Origin of the sequence: Salegentibacter sp. UBA1130, from assembly GCF_002311535.1 — a bacterium.
GTDB classification, from domain to species: domain Bacteria; phylum Bacteroidota; class Bacteroidia; order Flavobacteriales; family Flavobacteriaceae; genus Salegentibacter; species Salegentibacter agarivorans.
Window position 1 is genome coordinate 66,808 of sequence record NZ_DCAP01000010.1, and the last position, 23,880, is coordinate 90,687.

Annotated in this window: 21 protein-coding genes, 2 tRNA genes and 1 riboswitch; of the genes, 5 read left to right on the forward strand and 18 right to left on the reverse strand. The window is 36.3% G+C overall.

All coding sequences use genetic code 11. The features are described 5' to 3' along the window. Positions 1-9 precede the first annotated feature (9 nt). Positions 10-1,899, forward strand: a complete 1,890-nt coding sequence (locus B4F31_RS03385; protein WP_286760621.1) for an alkaline phosphatase D family protein — start codon at positions 10-12, stop codon at positions 1,897-1,899. Between the two features lie 62 nt (positions 1,900-1,961). Here the strand turns inward: B4F31_RS03385 and B4F31_RS03390 are convergent, their stop codons facing one another. The 9 genes from B4F31_RS03390 to B4F31_RS03430 form a co-directional block, all read right to left on the reverse strand. Then, positions 1,962-3,494 carry a membrane dipeptidase gene (locus B4F31_RS03390; RefSeq protein ID WP_286760622.1) on the reverse strand — a complete coding sequence of 511 codons (1,533 nt, stop codon included), beginning with the start codon at positions 3,492-3,494 and terminating at the stop codon, positions 1,962-1,964. Positions 3,495-3,514: 20 nt separating this feature from the next. Next, positions 3,515-4,936 carry an amidohydrolase family protein gene (locus B4F31_RS03395; protein WP_286760623.1) on the reverse strand — a complete coding sequence of 474 codons (1,422 nt, stop codon included), beginning with the start codon at positions 4,934-4,936 and terminating at the stop codon, positions 3,515-3,517. Positions 4,937-5,650: 714 nt separating this feature from the next. Continuing rightward, the gene (locus tag B4F31_RS03400) at positions 5,651-6,889 is read right to left on the reverse strand and encodes a site-specific integrase (protein WP_286760624.1); all 1,239 of its coding nucleotides are present in this window, start codon (positions 6,887-6,889) and stop codon (positions 5,651-5,653) included. A gap of 227 nt (positions 6,890-7,116) precedes the next feature. Then, positions 7,117-7,190 (reverse strand) — tRNA-Arg (locus B4F31_RS03405). Positions 7,191-7,278: 88 nt separating this feature from the next. Further along, positions 7,279-7,548 (reverse strand): ATP-dependent Clp protease adaptor ClpS, encoded by a 270-nt coding sequence (locus B4F31_RS03410; protein WP_075327808.1) that lies wholly within the window; start codon positions 7,546-7,548, stop codon positions 7,279-7,281. 50 nt (positions 7,549-7,598) lie between these two features. After that, entirely contained in the window at positions 7,599-8,432 is an 834-nt protein-coding gene (gene prmA, locus B4F31_RS03415; protein WP_286760625.1) for a 50S ribosomal protein L11 methyltransferase, read from the reverse strand. Between the two features lies 1 nt (position 8,433). Then, positions 8,434-9,186 (reverse strand): triose-phosphate isomerase, encoded by a 753-nt coding sequence (gene tpiA / locus B4F31_RS03420; RefSeq protein ID WP_286760626.1) that lies wholly within the window; start codon positions 9,184-9,186, stop codon positions 8,434-8,436. Positions 9,187-9,325: 139 nt separating this feature from the next. Then, positions 9,326-10,420 carry a BT_3928 family protein gene (locus tag B4F31_RS03425; protein WP_286760627.1) on the reverse strand — a complete coding sequence of 365 codons (1,095 nt, stop codon included), beginning with the start codon at positions 10,418-10,420 and terminating at the stop codon, positions 9,326-9,328. 46 nt (positions 10,421-10,466) lie between these two features. Further along, positions 10,467-11,012 (reverse strand): DUF1599 domain-containing protein, encoded by a 546-nt coding sequence (locus tag B4F31_RS03430; protein ID WP_075327812.1) that lies wholly within the window; start codon positions 11,010-11,012, stop codon positions 10,467-10,469. A gap of 121 nt (positions 11,013-11,133) precedes the next feature. Between B4F31_RS03430 and folP the strand changes: the two genes are divergently transcribed. Further along, complete coding sequence (gene folP / locus B4F31_RS03435; RefSeq protein ID WP_286760628.1) at positions 11,134-11,958, forward strand: dihydropteroate synthase; 825 nt, start codon at positions 11,134-11,136, stop codon at positions 11,956-11,958. 37 nt (positions 11,959-11,995) lie between these two features. After that, positions 11,996-12,769, forward strand: a complete 774-nt coding sequence (cdaA, locus tag B4F31_RS03440) for a diadenylate cyclase CdaA (RefSeq protein WP_075327814.1) — start codon at positions 11,996-11,998, stop codon at positions 12,767-12,769. A gap of 3 nt (positions 12,770-12,772) precedes the next feature. Here the strand turns inward: cdaA and B4F31_RS03445 are convergent, their stop codons facing one another. After that, positions 12,773-14,539 (reverse strand): ABC transporter ATP-binding protein, encoded by a 1,767-nt coding sequence (locus B4F31_RS03445; RefSeq protein ID WP_093305811.1) that lies wholly within the window; start codon positions 14,537-14,539, stop codon positions 12,773-12,775. Continuing rightward, on the reverse strand, positions 14,540-15,283 hold the full coding sequence (gene truA, locus B4F31_RS03450) for a tRNA pseudouridine(38-40) synthase TruA (protein ID WP_286760629.1): 744 nt from the start codon (positions 15,281-15,283) through the stop codon (positions 14,540-14,542). A 114-nt stretch (positions 15,284-15,397) separates the two neighbouring features. Between truA and B4F31_RS03455 the strand changes: the two genes are divergently transcribed. Further along, positions 15,398-15,892, forward strand: a complete 495-nt coding sequence (locus B4F31_RS03455; protein WP_286760630.1) for a metallophosphoesterase family protein — start codon at positions 15,398-15,400, stop codon at positions 15,890-15,892. A 299-nt stretch (positions 15,893-16,191) separates the two neighbouring features. Here B4F31_RS03455 and ltrA read toward each other — a convergent pair whose 3' ends face one another. Further along, positions 16,192-17,589, reverse strand: a complete 1,398-nt coding sequence (gene ltrA / locus B4F31_RS03460; RefSeq protein ID WP_286760631.1) for a group II intron reverse transcriptase/maturase — start codon at positions 17,587-17,589, stop codon at positions 16,192-16,194. A gap of 507 nt (positions 17,590-18,096) precedes the next feature. Continuing rightward, positions 18,097-18,507 (reverse strand): DUF4293 domain-containing protein, encoded by a 411-nt coding sequence (locus B4F31_RS03465; protein WP_286760632.1) that lies wholly within the window; start codon positions 18,505-18,507, stop codon positions 18,097-18,099. A gap of 197 nt (positions 18,508-18,704) precedes the next feature. On the opposite strand from B4F31_RS03465, the gene rho reads away from it, so the two are divergent. Continuing rightward, a complete protein-coding gene (gene rho, locus B4F31_RS03470) occupies positions 18,705-20,363 on the forward strand; it encodes a transcription termination factor Rho (protein ID WP_286760633.1) in 1,659 nt (552 codons plus the stop codon). Positions 20,364-20,431: 68 nt separating this feature from the next. On the opposite strand, the gene B4F31_RS03475 is transcribed toward rho, so the two are convergent. The 5 genes from B4F31_RS03475 to B4F31_RS03495 form a co-directional block, all read right to left on the reverse strand. Continuing rightward, on the reverse strand, positions 20,432-20,728 hold the full coding sequence (locus B4F31_RS03475; RefSeq protein ID WP_075327819.1) for a Trm112 family protein: 297 nt from the start codon (positions 20,726-20,728) through the stop codon (positions 20,432-20,434). Further along, positions 20,706-21,368: a thiamine phosphate synthase gene (locus B4F31_RS03480; protein WP_075327820.1), complete on the reverse strand. Its 663-nt coding sequence runs from the start codon at positions 21,366-21,368 to the stop codon at positions 20,706-20,708. The genes B4F31_RS03475 and B4F31_RS03480 overlap by 23 nt, the downstream gene beginning before the upstream one ends. Continuing rightward, positions 21,365-22,420, reverse strand: coding sequence for an AIR synthase-related protein (locus B4F31_RS03485; RefSeq protein ID WP_286760634.1), 1,056 nt, complete (start codon positions 22,418-22,420; stop codon positions 21,365-21,367). Before B4F31_RS03485 ends, B4F31_RS03480 begins: the two co-directional genes overlap by 4 nt. Further along, the gene (locus B4F31_RS03490) at positions 22,420-23,145 is read right to left on the reverse strand and encodes a class I SAM-dependent methyltransferase (RefSeq protein WP_286760635.1); all 726 of its coding nucleotides are present in this window, start codon (positions 23,143-23,145) and stop codon (positions 22,420-22,422) included. Before B4F31_RS03490 ends, B4F31_RS03485 begins: the two co-directional genes overlap by 1 nt. A 69-nt stretch (positions 23,146-23,214) precedes the next feature. Beyond that, positions 23,215-23,303, reverse strand: a riboswitch (TPP riboswitch). 382 nt (positions 23,304-23,685) lie between these two features. Continuing rightward, positions 23,686-23,758 (reverse strand) — tRNA-Gly (locus B4F31_RS03495). Positions 23,759-23,880 lie beyond the last annotated feature (122 nt).

Consider the following 23,880-nt stretch of genomic DNA (forward strand, 5'->3'; position numbering starts at 1 on the left):
TGAATAAAAATGAAATTAATCATTAAAGGAGTTTTAATATGCTATTGTACTCTTGGTTTTCTCAACCTGTATTCCCAAACTAATGATTGCAGTCATATTAATAAGGAAAGAAATAAGCAATGTCTTGAGGAAAAGATAAGAAACGATCATACTTACTTTCCTGAAAACAATATTTTAGACTATGAGTTTAATAGCCAACAAGTGAAAATATGTGTTCCAAAATCTGATAATCAAATCAGGTTCTGGGTAAAAAGCGATTCTACCAAACCAAACGTAAGCGTATATAAATTTAATGGTGAACAATTAATACATAATGCCAAATTAAAAAAGCCTTTTTACACTCATGTTTTCGAATTGAACGAAGCCTACGATTCCTTAAAGATTAAGTTTGAAGGGGAATCGGGTGATATAATTACTAGAAATATTTTTCCTAAAACAACTTCTTTTTACAAAAAGGATGAATCTTTTTCGATAATCTTTTATGGTTGCTTCCAGCCCTTTACAGTAGAATCTCAAAAATCCACTATTCTTCATGATGCTAAAAATCCATTTAATTACTATTTCAGAAAAGGTTTCCAAGATATAGCTAACAGCGAGAAATTAGACTATTCACCTAGAAAGGAGAAAGAGCGAGATGGCATCATTCTCAAAAATCCCAAATTGATAATAGGTACTGGAGATCAATTCTATTCAGATGCCGGTTATCTTGAGTCAGCCCTTAAAAATCATCCTTTATCTGCTTGGGGTCACACTTGTAATAACCCATATCCTCTTCTAGACTTAGCAGCATTTAAAGAACACTTGCACAATGGATACACCAGTTTTTATTCGTTTTCAAATTTTAGAAACGTTTTAAACCGATTACCGTCTATGAATGTCTGGGATGACCATGAAATTAGAGATGGTTGGGGATCCCATGGAGACGAATATATCAATGATAAACTCAATGATAGTTTAAGACCCTACTATTTACTAGCCAGAAAAGCATTTGTAGAACATCAACTAGCAACTGGCCCGATAAAAATCTCTGATGATCTGATAGAAGAAAACCAATCGCTTCACCAAGAACTAAAAATAAAAAATGTTCAAATCTTCGCTTTTGATTTGAGGTCCAATCGAAATATATGTGAGAATAGGGTTATTTCTGATACCCAAATGAATGATTTCAAAAAATGGTCTCAAAGTGTGAAAGAAAATTCTGAAGTATTAATCATATCTTCCATGCCCCTATTCTACAAGTCAAATTTAGTTGCAGAGGGATTGGCGAAAAAATTAGTAGATAAAGGTGAATTAAGAGATGATTTTAATGATAGTTGGTTTTCAGAACCGAATGTTGAACAACGAAATCAAATCATTGCTGAACTAATAAGGATGAGAAATAGAGATATTAAACCAATCATTATTTCGGGAGATGCCCATGTTGGCGCAATGATGAGTATTTGGTTTAAAAAATCTGGTGAGAATTCAAAAGATAATAAAAGACTGGCTTATGAATTTATTTTTAGTGGACTCTCACACGAGAAATTGGGAGAAAACCGGAATGCTTTCCAAGCCAATTTGCAAAAAAGATCGGAATTGGTACGAGTAAAAGACCCCACTCAAACTCTTGAAAACTTTGACGTATACCCTGTATACGAATTTACTAGGGCTAAATTAAATTTTGGTGGAATTCAGTTCGAGAATGGAAAAAAAACAGTCGTATCGCTTTTTATTAATGGAGATAATGAAAAGAATATTATCCAAAGATATCTAAGCTTAAATTGGACAGAAAACTATAATGAATATCTATCTAAAACTACCAAGCCCTGGCACTGGTATATAAATCCTTTCAAATGGGGTAAATTTAGACCTCAAGACGTACCTTATAATTACATATCCTTCACAAATTTTAAAGAATAAAAGAAGCTTTTATTCTTTAAAATTTGATTACTCATGGCAATTTACTAGAGCTCAGATGGGCTTTAGTTAAAATTTTTATTCATAAAAAGTTTCCCATTTAGATACATGACTTTTCTAATTTGAAGAGAAAGATCAGTTATATAGAAATCGGAATTCTTAAAATTCGATTTTCTAATTATTCTTTCTATAGCCTCAATAAGCTCATACTCAAAATTCTCCATATCGTATACGTTTGAGCACGAATTTATAGCATTAACCATTCCGTCAAAGTCGGATCCAATACAAATATGATCCCAAGCTTTTTCTCCTCCAACTTTAATGATATGTAGCAAATTATTTACCATGTAAGAAGTATGAAGCTTTTTATTGTAATTCATAGTAGTACTCTTTTCCTTCATGAAGCTATTTCCTTTTGCAACAGCCTTTTGATGGAGAAATTCCATCTCTTCATCATCGGAAAGATCTGGATCTAATTCTCCATCTATGAAATTAAAGTCCTCACCAAAATTTTCCTTAAACTCTTCAAGTTGAATATATTCTTTAGCAGGCCATGTTAAAAATTCAATAAAACGCGAGGTATAACCCAAAATTCGCTGATCAATGCTTAAACCTATAAGACCACCACTTCCAATAATCTCTACTATTTCCTCATCAAACAAGTTAATGGTCCATGGATTAAAAAAAGTATGATACCCTAATCTCCCTGAATGTAATCCAATTGGTTTCTTGATTCTAACTCCTGCTATGTCGTTATCTATATAGACGTTGTTGCCTAATATAAAAGATTTGAATTGATTCCAAGAAATACCTGTTACACCACAATGCGAGGCTATAATTGGAAAATTTGAAAACTTTGATTTTCTGTAGTTATAGAATTTTTTTCTGGCTAATAGACTCATATGCTTGACGTCAATCAATATAGGTTTACCGCTTTTATCACTATAACATTCATCAATAAATTCATAGCCCAAATCTGAAATTGCATATTTTTTTGGTTTGAAATCCTCGACATTTATAAGCTTTGAGCCATAACTATGATTACTTAAATATTCCTTACCAAAATCAGTTAAGTGTGTAAGAGTAACGTAAAAAAATCTATTATTACTTTTCTTTAAAGATTTTAAATTTTGAATAACATTACCTTCTCTATCAAAGAATGAATGTCCACCCTCAAGACTCATTACCAAATTCAATTTAGAATCATCATATTCATTCATAGAGGTAATGATTTGAACATCTTCTCTATTCTTTAGATATTTTTTAAGATGTAAAAACTCTGCATTAAAACGTTGCCAATAATTATCCTCTTCAGAAACTATTAATTCCAGGTAATCCTTATTTAAAGGTGCTATTTTAGGTAGAACATTTCGAATTAGCCAGCTTTTAGCAAAGCCTTTTTCAATAGGTATGATTGATAATAAAACTAACTTATAATTAGCCTCTACTAATTGCTTTAAACAGGATTGACTGTCAATTATATTACCAACCATAAAATCAAGTCCACTTTTATATTCTTCCCATGGACTTAAAGCTCCCTGGCTCAAAAAGGACTTGGTAGTTGCGTGTAGATGAGAATCAAAGAAATGCTCTGCCATAATTATTTTTAATTTAGTTCCTATATTGGTGAATCTTCTATAAACTGATTAGAAAGGAATATTTCGGCATTTTTATAGAAAAATCTGTCGCTATATTTTTTGAGTATTTCTGATTCTGTGAATAGTTTTATATATGGGTTTATGTAATTAAGTTCCAAACCGTGATTGAACAAAATATGCCAATCACTTCCGTATATAACCTTATTCCGAAACTCATACTTATTTTCACCACTCTCATCAATTCTAAAGATTTCCTCTAATCTGTTTTGCATATTTGCAATACCATTCTTATGCTGCTGATGTTCAAGAAATCCAACCTCACAAAATACGTTTTCATAATTGATACAAAGTTTATAAACAAGTTCCGCATAAAAGTTTTTTTCCGTTTTAGGAGGGAAAAGATTTTCATCTTCGGGTGTATATTCTGCAAACCAACCATCCTCACCACCAGCATGGCCGAAGCAAACTTTGAGTCTAGCATACTTAGGTTGATTTAAAAGCTCTTCCCAAAATTCAGGGTCACTATTTAGGCCGCTTTTGTGTGGGATTGCCTCAAAACCTGTAGGAGTACAATGAGTGAAAATCGGGATTTCGTGTTCTAAACATAAATCAAATAATTCATAATTCAGATTATTCAGTTCAAAATTTGAATTATTGACCGGTTTATAACCAAGAGGTGGATAAAATTTAATTCCTCGAAATTTCTTCATCTTAATGAGATCGAAGATTTTTCTCAAACCTGTTGTACCCCTCATCGGATTATAAGGTGCAAAGCCTACTAATTCTGAATTAACCTCCTGTAAATAAGACATATTATTTAACATCTGGTCGATATTATAAGTCGAAAAATTTCTTTCGAAGAACCAGTCTGCATCAATCATATGAAAAACAAATGTTTGAACAGAAGGATAGCTGTTCTTCATACGTTCTATTATTTTCTCCTCACCTAAAGTCATAAAAAGAAACCACCGAAGGTAATTTAAACCGTCTTCTATGGTTTCGAATACATGACGAACGAAGGAACTAATTATGTATGGCAACCTAATATTTAAAAACTCATGGTTTTCGCTTAGATTATCTATATTTTCAGTCTCGAAAAACTCAATAACTTTTTTCTCTCTGGCAAAATGAAGTAAAGCTTTCTGCACCTGGATTGATTCAAAAGTCTCTAAAGTAGTTTTAAATCCAATATCCTTTACTAAATCGTCCATTGAAAAATTAAACAAATCCTTTTCAAAATTCGGATCTTGAAGATTAATGAATTTTGAGATATTGTAGCGATTATAATTCAGATAATTTCCAGTTAATGCGATCAGTATTTTTTCTATTCCGGCAGCGAGGGTAGGATTGATTCCTCTTGATATCATTACCCCCTTAATAGGTAAATACTTAAGATTAAATATGTGTGTATGTATATCAATAATTCTTTCTGGATAACTCATGATTAGATTATTAGTATTAACTCAAATTTACCGAAATTTATTAAAAAGCTAGAAAGCAACAAATTACGAAATGATTATGAGTAAGAAATACCCTGAAAACAAGTATTTTTCCGGAATAATAAATTGTAGAAGATAAAATGGAATATTAATGAATAAACCAAAATTGAGTTGAATTGCAATTTCCTTTACTCTTCATTTTCAAGGAAGCAAAATTCCGAAGAGACCAAATAGCGAATAAAGTTCTTGCTTTAACAGTTTATACATAAGCACTCAATCTTAAGAATAAATTCTTAACTATCAAATTCTATCATTTGATACCAATTCAAATGAAAATATTTTAAACATAAAAAATATTGATATTCTGTAACCCTTTTAAAAAAAGGCTCCACATTCCTGTGAAGCCTTGTCTTTGCTAGTATCGGGAATTTGACTCGAACCATTGACCTTCGGGTTTTGACTAACGCCATATTTAAAAATTTTAAACTCAGTAATCGATTCTTACAGATGGGGTAGCCCTTCTTACTATCAATTAAATCGTTAACTAACGATTTTTTTATAAATCGAATAATACATTATTTCAATTATACTTGCTATTTAAGCCATATCTATTCATAGAATTTAAAAACACAAATCTTGATTATTCTTTTTCAATGTACCAAGCCTTAAGAACAGAATTGGTCAAATGCCTACTACCAGATTTTATTTAATCTCTAATTAAATATTAGGCTTCCAATTTCTAAGCTTCCGACTAAGTTCAGACATATCCTGACTTAATTTATCTTCAAGGACTCGCGCATATATTTGGGTTGTTGCTATTTTCGTATGCCCCAAAAGCTTAGAGACAGTTTCTATAGGTACTCCATTAGAAAGCGTAACAGTAGTCGCAAAAGTATGCCTGGCCATATGAAAGGTCAGATTCTTCTTGATATCACATAAATCAGCTACTTCCTTTAAATAAAGATTAACCTTAACATTAGTTATAACTGGTAAAAGACTTTGGGATATTTCGGTCATTGGATGTTCATTGTACTTTTCGAGTATCTCTAGAGCTTTATCCAGTAAAGGTATCTTAACTTTGGCTTTAGTCTTATTTCTTGAAGTGAAAAGCCACTTCTGGCCGTCCAGACCATTCCTAACGTTATCTTTGGTTAGATCATTCATATCCGTAAAACTGATCCCAGTATAACAGCTGAAAACAAATAAATCCCTCACCCTATCCAAACGGTCATTGTAAAAATTAAAATCCTCAATTTGTTTTAACTCACTAAGATTTAGAAAGTCTCTTTCCTTTTTTTGAAAAGTAGGCTTCCACCGTATAAACGGATCCTTTTCAACCCATTCCAAATGAAAAGCAAGAGTTACTATTTTACGAAGTCTCTGTAAATGCTTCATTACCGTGTTATGGCTCATGGCATTCACATGGCCTTTTGGCCAGTAGTTAAAAAGGAAATTCGCAAAATCATTTATAAACTTATAATTAAGTTCGTTCAGATAAATAGTGGTCGTCTTAAGTTCTTCGTTTAAGAATTTAAGAACATATTTCTCTGTAACAGCGAAATTACGGATGGTTCCTTTGGTAAGCGTTTTCTCAATCTTTTCTTTGTGATATTCTAAAATATCTAACAAAGTTTTATCTCTAGGCCCTTCACCTAAAAAATTTGATTTAAGAAGGTCTGCGGTTACTTTTTTATTCTGGAACCTTAAGTCCTGGTAATTTTGAAAAATCTTTGTTTTGGTCTCCGAAATGAGATTATTAGCCTCCCTAGCTTGTTTAGAATTACCCTTGACACTTTGTGTAGAAGAATCCCAAAGATCGAATGGAACTTTAGATTTTAGACTAATATTTACTCTACGGCTATCAAGGGAAATTCGAACGTAGAGATTTATTTGATTGTTTTTCACTCTGGAAGCATAAACCCAGAATAAGATGGAAAATGTTTTAGAAGTACGCATAGGTATCGTCTTTAAATTAATATTCAGTTAAGACGAAAGTCAAATCCACAAAAAAATTAAGCTACTGGTAATCAAACTGTCAACATATTGACGGGGTAAAATTTATGTTGACGATTTGTTAGATAATAAATATAATAAAAGTCCTTCTAACAAAAGCTCTAAAAAACATAAAACCCTGTAAATCATAGCGTTTACAGGGTTTTGATATCATTTGAATTCTCTAAAAGTGACCTTGCCAGGATTCAAACCTGGAACCTCCTGAGCCGTAATCAGGTGCGCTATTCAGTTGCGCCACAAGGCCATTAAAATATCGCTTTTCCTAGGTGGTTAAGCGGCTGCAAATATATTATTATTTTTATAATCTGAAAAGAATCTTCAAGTTTTTTGATCTAAATTATCTCTGCACTTAATCCTTCTTCCAGTAATTTTGAACATCTGGGTTTTAAATCATCAAAAGAACCGGTTTTTACAATACATTTTCCTTTGTAATGAACCAGGATAGCACATTGTTCTGCCTGCACAGGAGTATGCTCGCAGGCATAGATTAAAGTTTCTATTACGTGATCAAAAGTATTGTAATCGTCATTATAAAGTACGATCTCATTCTCCTTCTGCGTAGTGGTTTTTACTTCTTCTAATACTTCTTCTTTAGTACTCATCGTCATTTACAATTTTAAAGCTTCAAATATACAAATTATCTATAAAATGCTTACTCTGAAAACTTTACAGCAACCCAATTACTTCTTTCAATATGTTCTATATAATTTAAACCTAATTTCTGGCAGGCTTCTTTTATCACAGGGATATCCTCTTCGTAAAATCCGCTTAAAAAAAGATTTCCGCCATTATTAAGGCAATCTTTATAAATTGGAAGATCCCTAAGTAAAATATTACGATTAATATTCGCCAGAATCATATCATATTTTCTATCCTGTAATAATTCGGCGCCGCCCTCTTCTACATTAATATTATCGCAATCGTTTCTGCCCACATTTTCCAGGGTGTTTTGGTAACACCAATTGTCGATATCTATGGCATCTACAAACTTTGCCCCTTTCATACTTGCCAGAATCGCTAAAACGCCAGTTCCGCAGCCCATATCCAGAACCGCTTTATCATTCCAGTCGTTTTTTAAAATATGCTGAATCATCATATGTGTGGTAGCGTGATGCCCGGTGCCAAAAGACATCTTTGGCTCAATCACGATATCAAATTCTGTATCGGATTCTGGATGAAATGGCGCCCTAACACTACAAATATCGTCTACCATAATGGGGCTGAAATTCTTTTCCCATTCTTCATTCCAGTTTACCTGCTCAATTTCTCCTTTGGAATAGGTAATTTGAAATTCATCCGATTGTAAAATATGAACCCCTGCCAAAAGATCATCTTCATATTCTTCGGCAGGGATATAGGCTGTAAGGCCGTCTTCTTCTTCCACAAAACTCTCAAAACCCAAATAGCCAAGCTCTGCCACCAGTATTTCTGAAGCAGGCTGTAGCGGCTCTATTTTAAACTTGAATTCGAGATAATTAGAAGACATATTAAAAGGCGTTTATAATTTCAACAAAATCTACAGCTTTAAGGCTGGCACCACCAATAAGTCCGCCGTCCACATCTTCTTTTGCAAAGATCTCTTTAGCGTTGGCCGGTTTTACACTTCCTCCATAAAGGATAGAAACATTTTGTGCGATTTCATCATTAAATTTTTCTGAAATATTCTTTCTTATAAAAGCGTGCATTTCCTGTGCTTGCTCCGGGGAAGCAGTTTCTCCCGTTCCAATGGCCCAAACCGGTTCGTAAGCCAATACCACATTTTTCCAATCTGAATCTGAAATCTGGTATAAACTCTCATGAAGCTGTTTCGCTACAAGATCAAAATGTTTATCGCTCTTTCTATCGGCCAGTTCTTCACCAAAACAAAAGATAATTCTCATCTCGTTTTTTAAGGCTGCATTTACTTTTTCGGCAAGAATATCATTAGTTTCTCCAAAATGCGCACGGCGCTCACTATGGCCTAAAATTACGGTATCTACACCAATACTTTTAAGCATTTTTGCTGAAACTTCTCCTGTATAAGCTCCATTTTCTGCCTGGTGCATATTTTGCGCCACAACCTGTACCGGAGTATCTTTTAAACCCTGAAAAGCTGAATACAAATTAGTAAAAGCGGGTGCCACCATAACTTCGGCTTGCGGCTCCTTTACCAATTGCATTTTTAAATGTGAAAGCAGTTCTTGCGTTTCAGCAAGATCGTTATTCATTTTCCAGTTTCCGGCTACTATTTTTTTTCTCATAATTTCTTAGTTGATTTTATTTATTTCCGCGGAAAAAATCCGCACACCTACAAATATATTGATAAGAATAAACATAGCTGCGCCCAAGCCGAATGAAGATTGGCTTTTTACCAATATTTTAAAAAAACATAAGGATGATTTATAATTTTATATCCTCAGCATCAAACCAATGCTTTTTCTGGGTAATTGTGCCGCTCTTTAAAACCAAAAGTCCGGGATTAGACCTCACAAGTGTCTGTAAAACTTTTTTATCTACCTGGTAAAATTCAAAATCGAGTTTGAATTTATTGATAATTTTTTCCTGATCTGCATCATTTGAAGCAGTTAAACCAACTACTTTATAACCTTTTTCATCAGCTTCAGCCGCAAGTTTTTGTATAGCTTTAAATCCTTCCTGCTCGGTATGTGAGAGATCATAGGCCACCACCATAAAAAGTTTTTCGGCGTTAAGAATTTGACTGGTCATAACCTCGCCATCTTTTTCTATTTCAAAATCCTGAATTGGTGGGACATAACCTTCTTCTACCATAGTAGTTTGCACTTCAACAAATTCACCTTCCTGGTTGGGGTAACTTCCATCTGTAGTTACGTTTACCTCTTCGCCATTATGAAGAAACGTCCATTCGTATTCATAAACCGCTTTTTGAGCATCTTCGGGAACTTCCATTAACTCCGGAATATTATTTCCAATTTTATAAGCTCTAAAATCAAGAACCGGTAAGTGCATCAGAACGTGATAGCAAAACCAAAAGGAAAGCATAAAAGACAAAAAGATAATCCAACGGTGAGAAATTGGGTGTAAAACCGGGGTGATCAATTTTCGATTAAAAAATAGAATTAATATGAAAATGAGTAAAATCACGTCTTTTATAAAAGACTGCCAGGGCGTTAGCGGGATGGCATCGCCAAAGCACCCACAATCTGTCACCTTATTGAAATAAGCCGAATAAAACGTAAGAAACGTAAAGAAAACGATCATTAACAGCAGGCTCCAAACGGTGAACTTAGGCAGGTAGCCTATTAAAATCATTATTCCTACTACCAATTCAAAAACCACTAAAATAATGGCAATTACCAAAGAGTAGGGCACCAAAAATTCCAGTCCCAAAACTTCCGGGCTAAAATATTCCTGGAGTTTGTAAGAAAATCCCAGCGGATCGTTGAGTTTTATAAATCCTGAAAAAATAAATAATACACCAACCAGTACTCTGGAAATTCCTACTAATAATTTCATTCTGTTTTATTTAAATAATGCTTTATCTGCTTAAAAGTTACAAAAACTAGTTTTCCTTTTCGGTCATTAAAACCATTGCAAAAATTGAATAGTTAATCATATCCTGGTAATTCGCATCAATCCCTTCACTCACTAGGGTTTGCCCTTTATTATCTTCAATTTGCTTCACCCTTAACAATTTCTGAATAATAAGATCGGTCAAAGAGCTAACCCGCATATCTCGCCAGGCCTCGCCATAATCGTGATTTTTATTCATCATCAAAGCTTTGGTTTCAGCTATTTTTTCGTCATAAAGTTCTGAAGCTTCTTCTACCCCAAGATCGGGTTGGGCGACCACACCTTTTTCTAACTGAATTAAAGCCATTACCGAGTAATTGATGATCCCGATAAATTCAGATTTTTCGTCTTCATCTACTTTTCTCACTTCATTTTCCTGAAGTTTCCTTATTCTCTGGGCTTTAATAAAAATCTGGTCGGTAAGTGACGGCAGCCTAAGAATTCTCCAGGCGCTTCCATAATCTTTCATCTTATTAATAAACAGGCTGCGGCAGGTAGCCACCACCGCGTCATACTGTTCTGAGGTATTCTGCATAAAAGAGATCTAATTTGCGTAAATTTCGTGCAAATATTTTAGATACTAAAACTGCATTTTATAAATTCTGAAGTAAGCTTTAAAAACCATCGCTTTTCAACTTCAGAAAAACAGATAAAAAATGACCATAAATTGTAAAGGTGAACTTATAGATCTTAGCAGCCCAAAAGTAATGGGAATTATTAATGCTACCCCGAATTCCTTTTATGCTGAAAGCCGAAAAACTTCGGAAACCGAAATCCTAAAGCAAGTAGAGCAAATGCTGAAAGATGGCGCCGATTTTATTGACGTTGGTGGTTATAGCACTCCGCCGGGCGCACCTAAAGTGGAAGAACCTGAGGAATTGAAACGTGTTTTACCCGCAGTAGAAAAAATTCTGAAGCATTTTCCGGAAACATTAATTTCCGTAGATACTTTTAGAGCAGGTGTAGCCGAAAAAAGCATTGAAGCAGGAGCCGCAATAATCAATGATATTGCAGCCGGCAGCCTTGATTCCGGAATGATGAAAACCGTGGCAAAATACCAGGTCCCTTATATTATGATGCATATGCGGGGCACACCGCAAACTATGAAAGAACTGAATCAATACGACGATCTTGTTCAGGATATATTATTTTATTTTTCAGAAAAAATAAATACAGCAAGAACGTTGGGAATTAACGATCTTATTGTAGATCCCGGCTTCGGCTTTGCAAAAAATATTAGTCAGAATTTTGAATTGCTTTCTAAATTGGAACTTTTTAAAACTTTAGAGCTTCCCATTTTAGCCGGACTTTCACGAAAATCCTTAATCTATAAAACTTTAAATACTTCAGCGCAGGAAGCTATCAATGGCACAACCTTTTTAAATACCATCGCTTTAAGCAAAGGCGCTTCCATTTTACGGGTGCACGATGTGAAAGAAGCGATAGAATGCACTAAATTATACGCAGAACTTAATAAGTAGCTGCATATTTTCTATTTTTACACAAAACCACGCTAATTTGGATATAATAAACCTTCGTTTTCTTGATGTTCTCGATATTGTATTTGTAGCCCTACTGCTGTATTATTTGTACAAGCTGGTAAAAGGAACGGTTGCGGTGAATATCTTTATCGGGATCGTTATTATTTACTTAATGGGAAGCCTTACGCAATTGCTGCAAATGGAGCTTTTGAGTAGTGTTCTTGGTGAATTTATTGGCGTGGGAATGTTTGCATTAATTGTGGTTTTTCAACAGGAAATTAGGAAATTCCTTTTAATGATTGGCTCTACCAATTTCACTCAAAAAGGAAAGTTTTTCACCCAACTTCGATTCTTAAAAGGTGATCTAGAAACCAGCACGAATGTAGAAGATATCATTTCAGCCTGCGAAGTGATGGGTCAGAGTTTTACGGGGGCATTGATTATTATTCAGAAAAACACGAATCTGGATTTTGTAAAAAATTCCGGGGACGATATGAATATTGAACTCAATCAACCCATTATTGAATCTATTTTCTATAAAAATTCACCACTTCACGATGGCGCGATGATCATTGAAGACAACAAAATTACCGCCACCCGGGTTATTTTACCGGTTTCTAACGATAGGTCTATTCCGCTTAGATTTGGGTTACGACACCGCGCCGCTGTGGGAATTACTGAAAAAACCGATGCACTCGCACTTGTTGTAAGTGAGGAAACGGGACAAATTTCTTATATAAGAGACGGGGAATTTGTCATGTTTGAAAGTAACGAAGAACTTATTGAACGAATTAAGGAAGACCTTTTATAATTTTTACAAAGATTCTTCTGCCATAAACTGAACTTCATACAGGTTTTTGTAATAACCATCCTTCTTTTGAAGCAGTTCGGTATGAGTTCCTATCTCTACAATTTTACCGGCATCCATCACCATAATCTTATCGGCTTTTTTAATGGTTGCAAGTCTGTGTGCAATTACAATAGAAGTACGTCCTTTCGTAATTTTATCGGTTGCTTCCTGGATTAAAAGTTCGCTATAAGTATCAACTGAAGACGTTGCTTCATCCAAAATCAAAATACTTGGATTACTCATATACGCCCGCAAAAATGAAATAAGCTGGCGCTGGCCCGAAGAAAGCATTGCTCCGCGTTCTTTTACATTATAATGATAACCGTTTGGTAACGTATTTATAAACTCGTGAATTCCAATTTGTTTTGCAGCTTTAACCACTTCCTCTTCCGTAATATCGGGATCGTTAAGGTTTATATTACTCAAAATGGTATCGGCAAAAAGGAAAACATTCTGCAACACCACGGCAATTTCAGAACGCAGGGATTCTAAAGTAATATCTTTAATATCAATACCATCAACCAAAATTTGCCCGCTTTTTATCTCATAAAAACGATTCAGCAGGTTGATAACGGTAGATTTTCCTGCACCGGTAGCTCCCACAATTGCAATAGTTTCCCCGGGATTCGCTTTAAAAGAAACACCTTTCAGCACCTCTTCATCATCGGTATAACTAAAACGCACATCTTTAAATTCAATTTCTCCTTTAAGATCGCTTACTTCAATCTTACCTGTATTACTTATTGAAGATTCGGTATCGAGAATTCCGAATACACGATTAGCCGCTACCATTCCCATTTGCAACGTGTTAAACTTATCGGCAATTTGGCGAAGAGGTCTAAATAATAATTGCGATAATTCAATAAAAGCGATAATTACCCCAAGGGTAATTCCGTCATCGGCTACAGCTCGCAGTCCACCGTACCAAACGATCAAACCAATGGTTATGGATGTTGCCATTTCGGCAATTGGAAAGAAAATAGAGTTATACCAAACCGTCTTCACCCAGGCATCACGATGTTTCCCGTTTATTTCTTTAAAATTATTGTATTCGGCTTTTTCGCGGGTAAAAAGCTGAACGATTTTCATTCCTGTAATTCGCTCCTGAACAAAGGTGTTTAAATTGGCAACCTGGGTTCTTACTTCTTCAAAAGCAACTTTCATTTTCTTCTGAAATACACGCGTAGCATACATAATTAAAGGAAGCACCGTCAATACCAACAAGGTTAACTGCCAACTCTGGTAAAACATAAAACCTATTACCACCAACATTTTTAGAATATCACTGATAATCATAAAAAGCCCCTGGCTAAAAATACTGGCTATTGTTTCAATATCGCTTACCGCGCGGGTTACCAAACGCCCAACTGCCGACTTATCAAAATAAGTCATTTTAAAGTTGAGCATATGTTTAAAAAGGTTCACCCGAAGGTCTCTAACCACTTCCTGTCCCAGCCAGTTGGCGAAATACACAAATAGAAACTGAAAAATAACTTCCAGCACTAAAACTCCAGCCATTAAACCCACATAAAAAACCAGGTTATCATAATCCTGCGGGGTAATTGCATCGTCTACAGTAACCTTTAATAAATAGGGTCTTAAAACAGCAAAAAATGAAAGCAAAATCGCAGCAACCGCCACAAAATAGAAAGTTACTTTGTAGGGATTAGTGTATTTAAGCAGGCGCTTAAATAAATCAAAATCGAATGCGTTACCTGTTTTAGATGCCATTTATTTTATTGCTATTTCCGGATAAGTAACCTTTGTAAGGTATAATGCTTTTGCAGGCACCGAAGTTCCCGCCTTACTCCTGTCTTTACTTCTTATAACCTCGTGAATATTTTCAATAGGTTGCTTCCCTAAACCAATTTCCAGTAAAGTTCCCACAATTGCACGCACCATATTTCTTAAAAATCTGTCGGCTGAAATATGAAAAACCAACACTCCATTTTCTATTTTCCAAACTGCTTCAGTAATCTTGCAATTATAGGTTTTTACATCGGTTTTAGACTTTGAAAAACACTTAAAATTAGTATAATCCTTTAAGATTTCTGCGGCCTTATTCATTTTTTCAACATCCAGCTTATTCTTCATAAAATAACTTCTATCTTCTAAAAAAGGATCTTTATGCTGAACGATATGATATTCATAACTCCGGCTTAAAGCATCAAAGCGGGCATGTGCATCCGGCTTCACTTTAAAAAAATCCCGTATAGCTATGTCTGCCGGAAGCAAAGAATTCAATTTAAACTGAAAAGCTTCCTTTTCAAGTTCGTGAGCGGTATCAAAATGCGCAAAGATCTGTTTTGCGTGCACCCCCGCATCTGTTCTGCCAGCGCCAACAATAGCTGTTTTTTGTTGAAAAACAACCGAAAGTGCCCGTTCTATTTCTTCCTGAACCGAAATGGCGTTTGGCTGATTTTGCCAACCGTGATAAGCCTTTCCAAAATATGCCAGTTCTAAAAAATACCTCAACCGAGTTCTTTATTTTTATATTTGCGAACTGCAAAGATAAGGCATTTATTAGAAGCTTAAATCCTTTGAAGGCATCGGTTTTAAAATGATTTTTCTAAATAAAATATTCCAGATTTGAAAAAAATACTCTTGCTAAGTGATACCCACAGTCATATAGACGAAAGAATTTTGCATTATGCCGGGGAAGCTGATGAAATATGGCACGCCGGTGATATTGGCACTACCGCTGTTTCTGATGAATTGCAAAAAATAAAACCCCTAAGAGCAGTTTATGGCAACATTGACGATGCGGAGATAAGAAAGGAATTTCCGCTTCACCAGCGTTTTAAATGCGAAGGAGTAGATGTTTGGATCACCCATATTGGAGGATATCCGGGTAGATATTCTCCCGCAATTCGGGATCAAATAAAACAGGATCCACCAAAACTTTTTATTAGCGGACATTCTCATATTTTAAAGGTAATGAACGATAAAAACCTGGGATTACTTCATATGAATCCGGGTGCAGCAGGAAAACAGGGATTTCATAAGAAACGTACTATGCTGAGATTTAAAATTGATGCTGCGGAAATTCAGGATTTAGAAGTGATAGAATTGAAAGGAAAATAAACAGTTTGCAGTCTCAGTGAGCAGAATTCGCGTCGTTGCGATGGAAGCTCAACTGAAGCAATCTGTTCATTATTAATAAAAAGCAATCCTTATTTTAATTACAGATTGCCGCGTCATAATTCTCCTGTGGTCAAATTATTTCTCGCAATGACGAAACAAGAACAACTAATCACAAAATATTCGTGTATTCGTGGCAATAGTTTATACTTACAAAAATCGAGTAGGAAGATAGGGATTAATTCCCTATCTGTCCTCTCACACCACTCAGCGTACGGATCCGTACTGAGCGGTTCCCTAATTTATGTTCTAACTTTAGAATAATAATCCAGCAGAAAAGGGTAGCCAGCCTGTCTCAGTCTGTGCGTGGTGATGGTCCTTGTGAGGATAAAGCTGTTGGCGATATGCCAGTGACTTTTCCTCGTGTCGGCATATTCCCACGCTTTCCACTTGTTCAGGCCAAGCTTGATAAGCATCTTTCCTTTCGTGCGGATGCGTTTCCATTGTTTCCAGATACACATCCTTAGACGTCGACGGTACCAGCGATCTATCTTTCTCAGTAGGCTTTTCATATCTGCCATTTTAAAGTAGTTCACCCAACCTCTAACGTAGTGGTTGAGTGATTCCTTTCTTTGGTCTTCGCCCCATCCATTGCTCCTTGATGTGAGCTGTTTTAACCGCTGTTTCATCTTTCGGATACTTGTAGGGTGAGCTCGGAATCTACCTTTTCCGTGACTTCGATAGAAGGTATGTCCGAGAAACTTGATTTTGGAGACGTGAGAAACATTTGTTTTCTCTCTATTTACTTTCAAGAATAACTTATCCTCGATAAAAGGAATAATATTCCTTAGCGTTCTCCCAGCGCTTCGCTTGCTTTTGCAGACGATCATCAGATCGTCCGCATAGCGGACGAAGCGGTGCCCCCTTCTTTGGAGTTCCTTGTCCAACTCATTTAACATTATATTGCTCAACAGTGGACTTAGTGGTCCTCCCTGAGGAACCCCCAGTTCGGTTTCTTCAAACTTATTCCCGATCATTACTCCAGCCCTAAGATACTTGTGAATGAGCGAGATTACCCGCCCATCCTTTATTGTTCTTGACAAGATCTCCACAAGTCTACTGTGGCTTACCTTGTCGAAGAACTCCTGCAGGTCCATATCGACAGCATAGATGTGGCCATCGCTGATATAATCCCTGCATTTCTTAAGTGCCTGATGAGCATTTCTACCGGGTCTAAAGCCGTAACTGTAGGCAGAGAATTGCTTCTCGTAAATAGGAGAGAGTACCTGAGTAATAGCTTGTTGGATTACCTTGTCTACCACTGTGGGCAAACCAAGCAATCGCTTCTTACCATTCTCTTTGGGTATTGTTACCCGTCGTACTGGTTTAGGACGATATTTTCCGTCCCTTATGGATTGTAATAGCTCAACCCTGTTTTCTACAAGATAGTCCTGTAAATGTTCGATTCCCATCTTGTCTACTCCTCCTTTTCCTTTGTTGCTCCGAACCTTTTTGTAAGCACGGTTCAGGTTGGAAGGGGACAGGATCTGTTCTAATAATCCATCTTCTAAAGTAGTAACATCAGTAAGGTTGTTTTCAGTTATCCTCATAAAGGTCTGCCCTGCTGCATAACTGTCGGGTTCCGCCCTATCCTTTTGCAGCCAGGTATCTTTCGATATTTTCTGCATTCTTCCCTTCATAAGGTAACAATCATTGACTTCTTACTTCTTAAGGTTCAGTCCTTCCCCAATTGTGAGACCTGTGCAGTTTATGCACCTCGTTGACTTTGGGTACTACGACGTCAGCTGACCTCTCACAGTAAATCTTGTTTCAACCATAGGTTCATACGCTGTTTCGCCTATGTCTGTGAGATCTCCCGCGGTAAGACGTATCACTTTCATTCCATATATCCGCATCATTTACACCCTGATCTCCGTATAGCTTTAGGATTTCGCTTTGTAGTGCAAGCTCATCCAGATCAGATATGCCTCATATGATGTTCGTGTTCCTCGGACCGGAACTTTGCCGCCGGCTTCCTTCAGATTCCACCTCGCGGTGGACACCCTTGCCTTTGGCTAATGATAGGTAGCTATAAACCCTCATAACGGACTTGCACCGTCAAGTGATACGCCATGCACGGCGCACACTAAAAAACCCGAAGCTTTCACTTCGGGTTTTCACGCACTAATACTACTAAGATGATAGGCTTATCGTAATCGGTCCACAGATTTTACGAGATCTTCGTCCTTTTTAATGGCCTTATTGGCCAAAACAAGAAAAACGATAGAAATGATTGGAAGAAACATCCCAATACCCTTCTCTGAAATATCCATTTCTCCAGGTAAACTTAGCGACCAATAAACAAACACTCCTAGTAAAAAAAAGTTTAATAAGATATTTAGACGCCCCAATACAAATTGAAGCTTTCTATTTTTGAACATAAAAATACTCAACAAAGATAATAAAGCTGAAGCCAGAAATGCAACAAAAACCATAAGATAATCTTGTGCATACATAGCTACACCTTCACTATTTTCCCAAAGTGAAAATACGAAAATAAGTCCGCCGCTAATAATGGCAGCAATAAGTAAATATACTGTTTGTATTCTTTGTAGCATAACTTCTGGTGGAATTCGCGAACAAAAATAAAGATTCTTTTTAGAAATGCTATTTAAAATATTAAAATAAAGTTGTATACTTGCAGGAACATTTCGTAACCAATTCAAAACAGGTTACTTAAGTCTCCAAATTTTTTTCGATTCTTCCTCGAGAAGTTTAACAATCAACCCAAACACAAATTTATTCTTAATTATTCATGTTTGAAATTTCAGAATTAAAAGCTAAAAAGCTTCCTGAGCTGCAGGAAATCGCTAAAACTTTAAACGTTCCCAAATTTAGAACTTTAAAAAAATTAGACCTGGTTTATCAAATCCTGGACTATCAGGCTGCAAATCCTAAAAAAGCTAAAGAAGCCTTAACCGACGATACTAAAAAGGAAGAAACTCCTAAAAGTGACGAGCGTAGTAAAACTTCAGAAAAGCCACAACCAAAGAAAGGTGGCAAAATAGGAAGTAATAAAAAACCACCACGGGCTGCTGCAACCGCAGAAAAAAAAGAGCCCCGCCCTGCAAGAAAGGAAAATTCTTCTCCTAAGAAAGAAGATGCGCCGGCAAAAGCCAGGGAACCAAAAAAGCAGGAACAAAAACCAAGGGAAGACAATAGTAATTCTTCTCAAGGTAAAAATAATCCTCGCGACCATAAAAAAGACACACGTAGCAATAATAGCAACAAAAACAATGGAGGCCGCGATTCTGGCAACCGTGATGGGCGAAACCGCTACCGCGAACCAGACTATGAGTTTGACGCGATTATAGAAAGTGAAGGTGTACTGGATATTATGCAGGATAACTATGGTTTCCTAAGATCTTCAGACTATAATTACCTTACTTCTCCAGATGATATTTATGTATCGCAATCTCAAATTCGTTTATTCGGATTAAAAACCGGGGATACTGTTTTAGGGCAAATAAGACCTCCAAAAGAAGGTGAAAAATATTTCCCTTTAATCAAGATCAACAAAATTAACGGATTAGACCCGCAGGTAGTGAGAGACCGTGTTTCTTTTGAACACTTAACTCCGCTTTTCCCGAAGGAAAAATTCAATATTGCTGAAAAGCAAAGCAGCATGTCTACCCGTATTATGGACCTCTTTTCCCCTATTGGAAAAGGCCAGCGTGGTATGATTGTTTCCCAGCCTAAAACTGGTAAAACAATGTTGCTTAAAGATATTGCGAATGCAATTGCAGCAAACCATCCTGAAGTTTATCAAATAGTTCTACTAATTGATGAACGTCCTGAAGAGGTTACCGATATGCAACGTAATGTACGTGGGGAAGTGGTAGCTTCAACTTTTGATAAGGAAGCACACGAACATGTTAGAGTTGCTAATATCGTTTTAGAAAAAGCAAAACGTTTGGTAGAATGTGGTCATGATGTAGTGATTCTTTTGGATTCTATTACACGTTTGGCCCGTGCTTACAACACCGTACAACCTGCCAGTGGTAAGGTTTTAAGTGGTGGTGTAGATGCCAACGCGCTGCACAAACCAAAACGATTCTTTGGTGCTGCCCGTAATATTGAAAACGGGGGTTCTCTTTCAATTATCGCTACCGCCCTTACCGATACCGGTTCTAAAATGGACGAAGTAATTTTTGAAGAATTTAAAGGAACTGGAAACATGGAGCTGCAATTAGACAGAAAAATTGCTAACCGTAGAATTTTCCCTGCAATAGATCTTACTTCGTCCAGCACACGTCGAGACGATCTTTTATTAGACGAGGCTACATTACAAAGAATGTGGGTGCTGCGTAAATATCTTGCCGATATGAACCCAATTGAAGCTATGGAATTCATAAACGATAGAATTAAGCAAACAAAAAACAACGAAGAGTTTTTGATCTCGATGAACGGATAAAACCTTGTTAGTTATAAACTTAAAAATCCGGAAGCTTTAGAGTTTCCGGATTTTTTTATGCTGAAATATTATTCTTTTAAACTATTCACATCTGAATCCTTCGCTACCAATCTAAAATTCTCAATTTTTTTACCCTTTAAATGCTTGCTCCATTTTTCCATAAGTGGAGCTTCCAGTTTAAATTCCCGGTATTCATCGGGATTCATAATTGGAATCCCTTTTATCATAGGGTAAATACGTTTGCATTTCTTACAACTTAAAAATCCCTCTATAATCTTCCCTTCCAAATCTTTTGAAATTGTTGTGAGTTCCAGGTCCTTTTTATCAAAAGGGCAGCATAATTTATCTATTGTTGAAGTTCTCATTTTTTATTTTTTTAAATTCTGAATTATAATTTTCTGCTGAAATTGAAGGGTTTTCGGCACTCATTATTCCTGAAATAACCGCTACGCCTTCAAAATCCAACTCTTTAAGCAAATGCATATTGGAAGGTTTAATTCCTCCCGCCAAAAAAATTGGCATTTCGGTAATTTCCCGGGCTTTCTTAATGATCTCAAAATCTACTAAATCACAACTATTTGCGGTTGAGGAAGGAAAAATGGAACAAAAAGAAATATAGTCCATGTTATTTCTATCGGCCCATTTTACAGTTTCCAGGTTGTTATTACAGGTTAATCCCAGTAAAGCTTTTGGCGGAATGTTATTTTTAATCTCTTTGAAATTATTGGGAATTTTATCAAAATGTATCCCGCTTGCTTCAGTTTGATTTAAAAGATCCCAATTATTATTCAGTAAAACAGGAACCTTATAGTTTTCACAAACTTTACAGATTTCATTTATAAGGGAAATTTTATTCTCTGCATTTTTGAAATTATCCCATATTTGAACCGCGGCAATTTCACTTTTAGCCATAATCTGCTTCAGCTTATTTATTAAAACAGTTTTCTGCATCTGCGGATCTACAACGAGGTACACCCCTTCTTTTATTTTCTTCTTTTTTATCATTTCCAGCCAGATTTAATTGCGGTAAAAAAGGCCTTCCAGTAAGGATCTTCAGTTTTATATTCTAAATCTTTAATTTCATCGTTTTTAGCTATTTTAATTCCTTCTTCTTCACTTTTAATCTCACCAACCGCAGTACAGGCAATGTTTTCAGCATTTAAACGTGAAATTACCTGCTCTTCTTTTCCTTTTTCGCAAGATATTATCATTGAACCTGCCCCTATTATCTCCCTGTAATCCAGTTGGAATAAATCACAAACTTCCTTTTGCCAGGAAGTTACCGGCAAGGCTTTATCATAAATAATAGCTCCTTTTCCTGACGCTTTAACCATTTCATATATTGCCCCAAGCACACCGCCTTCAGTTACATCGTGCATAGCGTGAATTTCGGGAAATTTACTTCCTGTTCCTGCTGCTGTAAGTCCGTCTTTTAAAGACGAGGTTTGCCAAAACATTTCACGGCCTGCCGTATAAGTTCCTTTTCCCAGTTTATTCTTTATAGTTTCAGGAAAACTCAAGGTTAATAAGGCAGAAGATGATAAGGCACAGGTTTTGGTTACCAGAATTACATCATTTTCCTCTGCGGCTTTAGAAAGAATAATCTCTTTTTTGGGAGCCACACTAAAAAAAGTTCCTCCACCCGAAATTGTTGAATTCTGGCCTTCTACAAATCCGGTATGTCCGCCAGTTATAGCCACTCCAATTTCTTTACTGAATTGATGAATATAATTCCAGTAAGTTTTAAAATCATTCCTCGAAAGTGATGCCGGAAGATTCAAAACCATTTGCGCATATTGTGGAGCAAACCCGGTAGTTGCCATATCGTTGGCCATTAGATGTACTGAAAGCCAGGCTGATTCTTCCAGGCCGAGCGTAGGAATAAGTGACAACGGATCACTTGTGGATATTAAGGCCAGCTCGTTGGGTAATTCTATTAATGAAACATCTACCCCAAACTCTGGTTTTGTGCTGACTTCCTTACGAGTATGCCCGCAATTTTCCAGGATAAATCCCTCTAATTCTGCTTCGGCTATTTTTCCTAGTTTCTCACTCATCATTTTACATCTTTAAATTCTACATACAATCCGAAAAAATCACCATAGGGTAATCCCCATTGCTGAACTGGGAACCATTTTGGTAAACCGGTGCAAGACCATTCTACACTGTATTCCCGCCCCTGCAAGGCTTCTTCTATAATTTTAGTAAGTTTTTTGGGTGTATAAAAAGTTGCGGTAAGATAAAATGGATTGGCACCAAAAATTTCCTGGACGCGGCGACGAACTACTTTGGTAGAATTCCTGTTCATCATTCCAAGGGCTATACCGTATTTTCCAACCCTGGCTGCTTCCCGAATAACTTTTACGGGATCTTTATAATATTCAAAAGTGGTTATAAATGCGAGGGAATCAAAAGTATGATCTTTAAATGGCATATGATGGGAATCTGCCATTACCAGATCTCCCTCAAATAAATGTACGGCTTGTGATAACATTAGTGGGGAAATATCACCACCGGTAGCCTCAATTCCTATTTCCTTCCACCACCTGGTAAAACGCGTGGTTCCACAACCAAACTCGAGTAGGGTTTTAACGCGTTTATCTTTAGAAACAAGTTGCTCCATCACCTTTTTCTGCCAGACTTCGGCCCGTTTATATCGCCCTTCGTACCACTGCTCGTAGGTGTCGGTGTGTTTTCGGTTAAAAAACCATTCTTCCCGATTTTGCCAATTTTGATGATTTATGGGAAGTAATTCAAATCGACTGCTTTTCTCAATTTCCATATTTACTTTTTAAAAAAGAAAAACTCCACGCTACCCGGAAAATGCCAGAGAACATGGAGTCTTAAAATGGAAATTTTAATCCTGCATCCCTACGTTGGCATTATCCAAATCAGGTTTTCGGGTGTTATCTCAGCCTTGCGGCACCCCGTGCGTGAATTTATCTGTTTATACTAAATCTCTATTTATTAATTTTATCAGTTAATCGGGAGAAAAATACAAAATAAAGAAGGAAGTGGAAAGTTATTTCGGACTGAAAAATAATATATCAAATGTGTAATTACCCCTTTCTTCAGCAAAGCTGAATTCACTCCCAGTCCGCAGTACGGAGGAATTTAATTTCATCAAACTGAACTTGTTTCAGTTTCTAACATGTTACTAATTTTCACAACTTAGATCCTGAAATAAATTCAGGATGACGTAAAAAATTATAAGGGACAGCCGGTTCAAGCTCTAATCGGGACAGGCTTCTCACCCGGTGGTATTCTTCTCTGATTCTTTTCCATAAAAAAACCCCAACTTTTCTGTTGAGGTTTTTCTTTGAGCGGGAGACCGGGTTCGAACCGGCGACATTCAGCTTGGAAGGCTGACGCTCTACCAACTGAGCTACTCCCGCCTGCCCTGCAAATATAAAGTTTAAAGATTTCAAATTCCAAAGGAAAATTAAAATTTTTTGGGTGTAAAATGCTATCACCCTTGTATTCAGTAAAAAACCGGAGCTAAGCGATAAAATCTTGT